The sequence below is a fragment of the Sphingomonas sp. Leaf25 genome (assembly GCF_001421635.1).
Lineage (GTDB): Bacteria > Pseudomonadota > Alphaproteobacteria > Sphingomonadales > Sphingomonadaceae > Sphingomonas.
Map to the genome: position 1 here is coordinate 1 of NZ_LMKU01000020.1, position 7,487 is coordinate 7,487.

7 protein-coding genes are annotated in these 7,487 nt (G+C 63.5%); 1 reads left to right on the forward strand and 6 read right to left on the reverse strand.

The features are described 5' to 3' along the window. Nucleotides 1-19: 19 nt before the first annotated feature. Nucleotides 20-1,687, reverse strand: coding sequence for a recombinase family protein (locus ASE78_RS07760; protein WP_056495412.1), 1,668 nt, complete (start codon nucleotides 1,685-1,687; stop codon nucleotides 20-22). 344 nt (nucleotides 1,688-2,031) lie between these two features. On the opposite strand from ASE78_RS07760, the gene ASE78_RS07765 reads away from it, so the two are divergent. Continuing rightward, on the forward strand, nucleotides 2,032-2,346 hold the full coding sequence (locus ASE78_RS07765) for a hypothetical protein (protein WP_056495415.1): 315 nt from the start codon (nucleotides 2,032-2,034) through the stop codon (nucleotides 2,344-2,346). Nucleotides 2,347-2,420: 74 nt separating this feature from the next. Here the strand turns inward: ASE78_RS07765 and ASE78_RS07770 are convergent, their stop codons facing one another. The 5 genes from ASE78_RS07770 to ASE78_RS07790 form a co-directional block, all read right to left on the reverse strand. Beyond that, on the reverse strand, nucleotides 2,421-4,436 hold the full coding sequence (locus ASE78_RS07770) for a topoisomerase DNA-binding C4 zinc finger domain-containing protein (protein WP_056495418.1): 2,016 nt from the start codon (nucleotides 4,434-4,436) through the stop codon (nucleotides 2,421-2,423). 74 nt (nucleotides 4,437-4,510) lie between these two features. After that, nucleotides 4,511-5,263 (reverse strand): PP2C family serine/threonine-protein phosphatase, encoded by a 753-nt coding sequence (locus ASE78_RS07775; protein WP_056495420.1) that lies wholly within the window; start codon nucleotides 5,261-5,263, stop codon nucleotides 4,511-4,513. Between the two features lie 3 nt (nucleotides 5,264-5,266). After that, the gene (locus ASE78_RS07780; protein ID WP_056495423.1) at nucleotides 5,267-5,953 is read right to left on the reverse strand and encodes a vWA domain-containing protein; all 687 of its coding nucleotides are present in this window, start codon (nucleotides 5,951-5,953) and stop codon (nucleotides 5,267-5,269) included. A 124-nt stretch (nucleotides 5,954-6,077) separates the two neighbouring features. Next, complete coding sequence (locus ASE78_RS07785) at nucleotides 6,078-6,761, reverse strand: hypothetical protein (RefSeq protein ID WP_056495426.1); 684 nt, start codon at nucleotides 6,759-6,761, stop codon at nucleotides 6,078-6,080. 70 nt (nucleotides 6,762-6,831) lie between these two features. After that, on the reverse strand, nucleotides 6,832-7,281 hold the full coding sequence (locus ASE78_RS07790; protein ID WP_156351350.1) for a hypothetical protein: 450 nt from the start codon (nucleotides 7,279-7,281) through the stop codon (nucleotides 6,832-6,834). Nucleotides 7,282-7,487: the final 206 nt, after the last annotated feature.

The following is a 7,487-nucleotide window of genomic DNA, read 5'->3' on the forward strand; positions in this document are numbered from 1 at the left end:
GCCCGGTAGCTCGTCAGGCTCATAACCTGAAGGTCACAGGTTCAAATCCTGTCCCCGCAACCACCGCCATAGAACTACACACGCCGCCCTTCGGGGCGGCGTTGTCGTTTGTGGCCCACCCCAGCAGATCTGACACTTTCGCAACGACCTCCGCTTCCGGACCGCACGGCTCGTCGGGGTAGATCGTCACGCTCTCGATGAGCGTCGACAGGATCTCGGCGGCTTCGCCGCGAACGGGTTCATCGTCGAGCGTCTCGCGCAGCTTGCTGACCTTTTCCTCAAACAAGCGCATCAGCGTCGGGTGCGGGAGAACTGGTGAAGCCGGCTTGTTGGGCCTGCGCTGTGCCACTCTGGCCTCCAGTGCGGCCTTTTCGTTTTCTCGGTCCGATAGCAGCTTGATCAACGTCGGACTGGCAACGCCAGCGAGCATGTTTGCCGCCAGATTGTCGATTTCGCGCGTGACGATGGTTAGCCGGTCGCTTGACGTACGTTCCTGGTCGATCATCGCCTGGTTCAGGCGCTCCATCTCGCGCGCAAACTCGTCGGCAAACAGCCGCGCATGCTCTTCGGTGAGCAGATGGTGCTGGAAGACTGCGAGCGTGGCTACTTCGAGCGGCCCCTTGCGTACCGAAAGTCGGTTTGTGCAGGTGCCGCGCTCCTTCTGTCCGGCGCAGCGGTAATAGTCCTTGCCGGAGATGGTATAGCCTGCGCCGCAGCAGCTGCAGCGGATAAGCCCGGAGAGCAGATGCTTCTTACGATTCTGGCGGGCTACCGGCACCTGTGCGTCGGTACGGCGGCGTCGTTCGATTTGCTCACTGACACTATCCCATAGCGTGTCCGGGATGATGCGCTGTTCGGGCACGGCCACTTCCACCCACTCGGCGCGGTCGCGCAGCCGGTAGCGGCGCTCGCGCTGCTCACTGTCGGGGTTGCGACGCCACTGACGACGCCCCCAGACAAGCCGCCCAACGTAAAGCGGGTTGTTGAGGATGCCGACCGCCTTCTTCGGGTCCCCACGAATGGTCGACGCATTCCACTGCCCACCGCGAGGTCCGGGAATGCGGTCGGCGTTAAGGCCAGTAGCGATCTGGATGGACGAGGCCCCCGCGGCAAACTCGGCGAAGATACGGTCAACAACGAAGGCCTTGTCTTCGTCGACCTCCAGCAATCCTCGAATGAGTTCGCCCCGACCGTCGAAGCTGATCACCCGCTTGTAGCCGTACGCCCGGCCGCCCGCGAAGCGCCCGGCGAGTACTGCGGCCTCCATGCCGCGCACGGTCTTGTCGATGAGGTGCTTGAGGAAGATCGCACCCAGCAAACCCGCCACAGCGAATTTGATCTCATCGACGTGACCTTCGGAAACCGTGTGCAGCGCGACGCGGTGGTACATCAGCTTCTTGCCGAGGAACGCGACGTCCTCAGCGTCGCGCGCGAGCCGGTCGAGTGCCTCGCATACGACGAGATCGACGACACCTGTCTCGACGTCGCGCAGCAGCTTCTTCAAGCCGGGGCGGTCGCGGCGATAGCCGGACTGCTCGGGGTCTAGATAGGTCGCCACCACCGTGCCGCCGAGATAATCGACCAGCTTCATACAGGATGCCGCCTGGTCGGCGCTCGATGTCGCCGTCTGCATCACCGTGGAGTGGCGACCATACAACGCGATACGCGGCAAAGTCTTAATCAACATGAGAAGCGATCCATCAGTCTTGTGCGGGATTGGTCTCGACCTGTGTCGAACGGTAATGTTCGCGGGCGGCTTGCCGGGCGATCAGCCGGACCAGGTCTTCCAGACCGGGGGCAAGGGGAGGGCGCGCGCCGCCGTCGTCCGAATGCTGCCGATCTGCTGAACGCAGCGGCATAGGGGAGGGCGACGCGCGATCCATGTATCAAGCTGTCGCCCGCTTCGATGTTCGCCAGCCATGTCAGTCGCGGGCATTCTCCAGACGTGCGACATCCTGCGCGCATCAGATGCGGGTTTGATAGCGGGAGGGACCGTGATCCAGCAGTTGCCGGGGAAAAGGAGATTGGTTTATGTCGACGTTGCTGACGCTTGCGCTTGCTTATGCGGCCTTCCGGTTTCTCCCTGGCGTCCTTGCGGAGTTCGTCGCCACGTTGATCGGCATCCGGCTCGTCGTCTCGAATCACGGAGCGCGAAAGCGGCTCCTGGCCCCCACTGCAACTTCTGTTATCACCGCTTCGACCTGGGACCGGCGTCCGACCAGAGCAGAGCGTCGGGCATTGCAGCATGCGCTCCACGCAGCGCTTGATCTGACGACGTTCACCAGCCTGCTGCCGCACGTCGCAGTTCGCAGCTACAAAATCGTCAACTTCATCGGACGTGCGTAGAGCACAGCCTTCCGCCGTGCTCGCGGCTGACCGACCGGCGCGGACAGTAACGTCGGCGGGGCCGCATACCGGAATCACGGGCTTCGTGGCTTGCGGTGAACAGGGCGGGATCCGCTGCAGCGTGGATAGGTGCTGCAGCCGAGAAACAGCTTGTTACTGGTCTTAGCGGCATTGGCCCAGCGTTTGACCATCGGCGCGCCACAGGCTGGGCAGACGACCGGCTGACGCTTCGCCGTCTTAGGTCTCTTCTTCGCCTTTGGCGGGGCCACAGTCTGCGCAGGCGACGGCGGCACTTTCGACAGAGCGAGCAGAGCCTTGTTGTCGATCCCGAGCAGTTCCAGATCCATCGCTGCCTGGTCACGGTCGTGTAGCGCGTCTTCGACCTGCCGGTCGACCAGCCAGACGCGCTTGCGAATCTTCGACACGCGGTGCTCGAGATCCGCGCACTGCGCGCGGAGCGCATCCTCGGCGTTCGCGATCTGACCACGCATGGCGGTCATTCCCGCCGCAATCGCACCGTCGAGAAGCGGTCGATTGCCCACGATGGAACGTTGCGCCTTCACCATGATCCGGTCCCGCCAGAGCAGGAGCGCCGCGCTGCGCGCTTCGCCCAGGTTAAAGATAGTGCTCAGAACTGCCCGGGTGACGTCCGCCGCCGTCGCGACACCGTGCCGCACGAGATGCGACCGCAGGTTTTCTCCAATGCCGGGAACGCCGGCGGTATCGAGCGGCATGGTCCGCATGCGTTCGATTGCTGCTCCGCTGACGGCGCGCTCCGTCACCTGCGCCAGCAGGACCGGCGTGCTGGCTCGTAGCCGGTCCCAACCGATCAGGTTCTGCTGCAGCTTCTCTGCCCGCGTGTTGATCTCCCACACGCCAAGATCAATGCGCCAGCGGTCCAGAGCCTGCGCTGCAGCAGCCTGAGCAGCATTGTACCGCTCGACGAACACGCGCCTAGTACGCTGGTTGTCCAGACCAAGCTGAACCTGCAACGCAGCGATCGGCCCCGCTGGGACCTTCCCGTCCTGGGCGAGGAGTTTTACGGCCGCCTTGCTTGGCACTACATTGCAGCGCCGCCACAACGGCTGGATATCCTCTCCGGCATGGTCCCTGGCATATTGTACAACCCGAGCAACTTCATGGTGAAGATCGGTGCGGACCGGCTGCAGTGCTGATCCGCCGGGACGCGATGCCGGAAATAAAGACTGTCCCAGTGCTTTCTCGATCCTGCACCACGGGCACGGCACCGCAAGCGTGGGAATGATATGTGCAGAATTGTTCAGGCAGCGGACCAGCCCTGCCTCGAGCAGCGCGAGTTCGCTGACCCATTCCTGGGCTGTCGGTCGTGGACCCATTCTCAATGCAAACGCGCGCTCGAAGAGAGTCCGGATACCAAGTGGCAAGTCGCGCAGGGTCAGCGCGGCGGGCGGCGGCATGCTGCCGACGTTGCGGATCAGCGAATAGGCGAAGCGCGCTTGGGTGATCGCGGTTTCCAGCGGAATGCTGCGCCCGTTGCGCACGCCCGCATGAGGGTGGCGGCCGAGTGCCAGCAGCTGGAAGATCATGACGGCCAGACCGAAGGCGTCGTGATCAACCGTACGATCGACCTCGCCGAACCGCATGCCCTGCAATTCTGATGGCGTATATTCCGGCATGCCGACCCGGCAGCGATGGCCTGCGACCTGAAAGCTGTCGGCGTCGATCAGCGTCACCGTTGCACGCTGCGACACCAGAAAACCTGCGCTGTTGACGTCACCAATCACGGCACCGCCAGCATGAACCTGAGCGACGACACGCGCCACATTGGTCGCGGTACGCACGAGGAAAGCCCAATCCGCGCGCGCAAACCGTTCGCGGCGCGATCCGCTGGCGAACAATTCGAAGATCGGCAGGCTGTCGCTTACCCGCCGCATGGTGAAGCCGCCCAGGCTACCATCCGCGCGGTGCACGATCTGTAACGGGAAAGTGACACTCACACATTTCTCGGCCAGCCGCGCCGCGATCATTGCGCGAACCTTTGCCTCGTGTGCGGCATCGGGCTGCAGGTAGAGCTTGATGGCGCGGGACGGATCGCCACGGACGGCATACACCTCACCCTCGCCGCCACGGCCGATCCGCTCCCCTGTCGCTACGGGAACGCCAGCGCAAAGCAGGGCAGGGGCATTCACCGGAGTGCTGCGACCACCAGCGTCTTGTCGTCGTCGGTACGAGCGTTGACGCTGTCGGAGGAGAGGAAGTCTGCCAACTGCGCGCTGAGCCGCTGGTTGCGACCGACGCAAATGCTGGACGCGACCGGGCCGAAAATGCTGCGAAAGAACGGCGCATGCGCAGCCTTCCCGGCGAAATCGAGCGCCAGGCGTTCAAGTCCGTCGGTCAGGACGGCCACTCGATCGACGGCGATATCGGTTACGATGCCGATACGCAGGCGGACGGCATCATCGGTCAGGAAAAAAGTCGTCGAGGCGTACTGCCCGCTTTCGGGCCAGCTGAGTGCAATGATCTCGTTGAAGCCGGCGCACTGGGCGACGACGGCACCATCCCCGACATGCGCGGTGAGGGTCGAGATGCCGTTCGAGATCGCCAGGACCAGGGTGGCCGCGAATGCTCCCATGGCACAGCCACGCCGGTCGGCATGGACGAAGATCGCCAGGCGGACCTCCGCCACCCACATTTCCATCATGACCGGCGAGGGCAGGCGGCGATGGCGGCCGACCCACTTGGCTGCGCGCCGCGACAGCACACGGGTGGCGATCACAGCGCCCAAACGACCGTAGCGGGTGCTGCCAGCCCCGTCGCAGGCGATCGCGATGATGAAACCGGCAACCGTCAGGACACGATAGGCGTCCTGAAGGCCATCGCCGGTGGTGACGTGCGCAGTGCCGCGCCGCGACGCTGCTGCCCAGGTCCAATCAGGCATGGCTTAGACGATGGTCGCCCAGCCCGCCGGACCCGCGGGATTGCTGAGCGCGACCGCCTGGCCGACGCTGGAACGCGAGATCGCCGACAGCGAACTCGACAGCCAGCGAAACATGTCGCCGAAGGCCAGGCCATTGAGCGCCACCGGCGCCTTGACCGAAATCTGCGACAGCGTCTTCATGTCGGCGCCTCCGACGCCGACCGCGAACAGGGAGAAGCTGTTGCGGCTCTCTCCATCACGGATGCGGCGTGCGGCCCGCTCCCAGCTGTCCGTCGGCGCGCCGTCGGTGACGAGGAAGATCCACGGCCGGTAGGTGGCGATCCCGTTGCTACGGTATTCCGCCTGGCGAGCGGCCACCAGGTCCACGCCCGTCTCGATCGCCTCACCCATCGGGGTAGAGCCGTTGGCGACCAACGGCTGCGGGTAGAAGGTCTGCGCCGAGCCGAACTGGGCGACGACATCGACCTTGTCACCAAAAGTGATGACCGCGACATCGACGCGCCGGCTTGCGAGGCGATCCTCGCGCAGTTCCTCGGCGAACTGCTGCAGGCCGCGGTTGGCTTCGGCGATCGGATCGCCCTTCATCGACCCCGAGACGTCCATCAGGATCAGGCAGGCGCAGCGCGCCTCCGGGTTATCGGCGAACTCGATCGCCCCGAAGGGCGCCTGCTCGAAATCGTCATGCAACATGTCTGCACTCCATCATGAGCTGACAGGCGCCACTCGCCGGCCATCGCTCAGGGCAGATACATAACCCACTATATCAGAATGTAAAGTGCTCGGCGCTAAAAAGCGCCATAATAGCTAAGCTCCGCTATCGGCGCAGTTTTCCGTCCTCGACGAAAACAAAGCCCGGACCCGTTTCGTGGTCAATATCAGCGATCAGCGCCACCCGCGCCAGATCGGTCATCAGTCGCCGGCTGCTGATCCAGGTCCACAACGCGCCCGCCGCCGTCGCCATATCCACCACCAAGCGGGCACCGGATCCTGCCAGGTCGTCAGCCCAGAGCTGCGAGAGTTCGTCTCGACGTACCAGCCTCACTCGACCCGACTCCGCGGCGATCCAAGCAGGCGAAGCAAGCGTGTCCTGCAATTCGCCGGACACGATCACGCTCAACAGATCCTCCGGTGTGGCATCGCCTCGGCTGTCGGCAGCAAGTCGGCTCGCTATCGCGCGCAGGAAGCTGACCTCATTATTGCGGGCCAACATAACCGCCAGGCTTGCGGGCAGATGGGCGTCCAGCAGCAAGAGCCCGACGGTCAGTCTGCAGCACTGCCGCAATGTGTACCCGCGGCGCAGTGATTTGTCCTCGCTCAACGAGGAAGGGAAATCGTATCGCGCAAGCTGCTTCAGCCGTGATCTCAGTCGCGCGCGGGCATCGTCGTTCAACTCGACGTAAGGGTTGAAGTCGGCTGCGTCAGGTCGAGCGGACAGGACGATGAAGGCAAGATCCTCGAGGTGGCTCGACGACAGGCGTTCTGAAGGCACCTCGGTCATAGCCAGACGCTACCCAACATTACCCGGCTCCGAAAGGGCTTCGGTTGCACCGTCCGCGGTTCACTCAATGTCAGAAGCGGTGCCAGGATGGAGCAACATCGATGTTCAACCATCCGTCGCCGCTCTTGGCGACGTTCGCGATGGTGATACCCTGCAACGCGGCCGCCGGGATTACCAGCTGCTCGAGAAGTTCACCTTGAAGTGCGGTCTCTATGGTCGCAGGCAGCTGTCCCCGGCAGGAAAAGGTACACCGGCGCGGCGTATGCTCACGATACTGCCAAGAAGGACCGATCTCACTGCGCTGTTCGATCTCGATCAGCAGGTTTCGTGAGCGTCGGGCTACCTGGACCAGGTTGACGCCGGTAGCAGCGCGCACCTGCCGTAGTAGCGGATGATCGAAGCGGAGAATAGCGGACGCCTTGGCCCACACAAGATCCTCGATAGCGGCATCGAGCTCCTCCGGTTGCACATTGGCTTGCTCGAACAGCGAGGTAGAGGGTGAGGACAGGGCACGGCGCATCGCGTCGGAATAGCCAACGGCGGCGTGAAAGGCGAGACTTGCGGACTCGCGGCGGGCCCTGCACCCTGTTGCCGGTTTCATAAGCATGGTGGCTGCTCGATCCTAAAGCGCCCAGCTTTGACGACATTATTGGTGGATTACAGCCTGAAGCGTCCCGGGTTTCCTGGAGGCATTTAGGTTTGGGTCATGCGGCCATATCGAGTTCC

Bases quoted from the DNA above. Each gene is read 5' to 3' on its own strand.
- ASE78_RS07775 (WP_056495420.1), bottom strand. From the start codon at position 5,263: ATGCCTGATTGGACCTGGGCAGCAGCGTCGCGGCGCGGCACTGCGCAC.
- ASE78_RS07790 (WP_156351350.1), bottom strand. From the start codon at position 7,281: ATGCGCCGTGCCCTGTCCTCACCCTCTACCTCGCTGTTCGAGCAAGCC.
- ASE78_RS07785 (WP_056495426.1), bottom strand. From the start codon at position 6,761: ATGACCGAGGTGCCTTCAGAACGCCTGTCGTCGAGCCACCTCGAGGAT.
- ASE78_RS07780 (WP_056495423.1), bottom strand. From the start codon at position 5,953: ATGTTGCATGACGATTTCGAGCAGGCGCCCTTCGGGGCGATCGAGTTC.
- ASE78_RS07760 (WP_056495412.1), bottom strand. From the start codon at position 1,687: ATGTTGATTAAGACTTTGCCGCGTATCGCGTTGTATGGTCGCCACTCC.
- ASE78_RS07765 (WP_056495415.1), top strand. From the start codon at position 2,032: ATGTCGACGTTGCTGACGCTTGCGCTTGCTTATGCGGCCTTCCGGTTT.